General features: G+C 48.4%; 1 pseudogene. It reads right to left on the reverse strand.

Annotated features, from left to right (window positions below):
• Positions 1–576: 576 nt before the first annotated feature.
• A pseudogene (locus ACRC27_RS03370) lies at positions 577–1,401 on the reverse strand (lysine decarboxylation/transport transcriptional activator CadC); the annotation flags it as partial.

The following is a 1,401-nucleotide window of genomic DNA, read 5'->3' on the forward strand; positions in this document are numbered from 1 at the left end:
TGCCAATAACTATGCGCAAAATGACGATTTATTCTCCGCTATCAACCTCGAAAACATCCGGTTAAAAAAGAAAACAGCAACGGCAATCCCCAAAATAAACCGCGAGATTGCATGGCAAAGATAAATAGTCAGCATGTTCCCAAAAGCAAGAGATAGCACCGTAAGGCTCCAGCCCAGCCAAACTAAGCTAATAACTACTAACCAAGAACACTAAACCAATAAACCTAAGCTAAAAAAAACAAGTACAGAACATGCGGAAAGTATGAGAAAGAAATAAACAATGATCGGGATAAAGAAGAATGGAAGAGTTGAAGATGAGAGCGGGTAATAAGATGCAGGGGATTAATAGAAAGATGAAAAGAAGAGATAATGGAAAAATGAGAATAGGGAAAGCTAAAAACAGAAACGCACGGGATAGCGCGAATAACGCATTGAGCATCACTCAACTCAATAATACCTAGGATGCCTAGCCTCAGCTTCAACCTCAAGCGCACCACTCAGCGCGGCTAACGGCCACCACACCGCCCCGCTGCGCCACGACGTAAAGCATAGCGCGATACCGTCATCAGTCACCCATTAATCAAAGGTGGTATCGTTCAGATAAGGCGCGACGGCATTGAGCTCACTTTGGAAGATAGCGTTTTTAATCCAGTAATAGGTGCCCTTACCTGGATGCTGATTGTACGCCGACAGATAGGCATCCGCCGCATCACTGAACAGCCCTTCCAGCTCATACACCTTCCCCAGCAGCACGTAAGACAGCCAGTTACGCTCCAGCTTCACCGCCTGCTCGGCATACATCTGCGCCTGCGCCAGATTGCCGTTATTCAGTTGGAACAACGCCTGCAGCTGTAACACGATCGGGTTACCGTGCAGCTCTGGCGCATCTACTATCCGCGCCAGCTCATCTTTAATCGCCGAACGCTGCTGCTCCGCATCACCACTTGGCTGCAATGTCATCAACACCATATTGTTGAGCAGCAACTCAGCACGGGCATAGATAAAGTTCGGGTAATCTTTCAGTAAGGTTTGCAGAATATCGCGCGCTGCGACTAAGGAGTCCACATCCCCGCTTTGCATCAACTGGTGCGCATGATAATACTGGCGCAGCACATGCCCATCTTGCGGCGCTACGTTACTCAAACGAGTAATCAAAGTCTGTGGCGGCTGTAAGCCCAGCACCGCAAACACATGGTTGAGCACATCAACCTGCACCGTCAGCAAGTTGGTTTCGGTAATGATGTAGCGCTTGCTCATCAGCACTTTACGCGTAGCGTTATTGACCAGTGAAACCGATAAGAAACACTGACTGACGCGGTGGTGCTGCTGATTTTCAAACTGGGTATACAATGTCTTCCCTGCTGTCGGCAGGCTACGACCACTGTAATTGGTCATGTCGTG

Source organism: Plesiomonas sp., from assembly GCF_051650925.1.
Taxonomy (GTDB): Bacteria; Pseudomonadota; Gammaproteobacteria; order Enterobacterales; family CAMTGL01; genus Plesiomonas.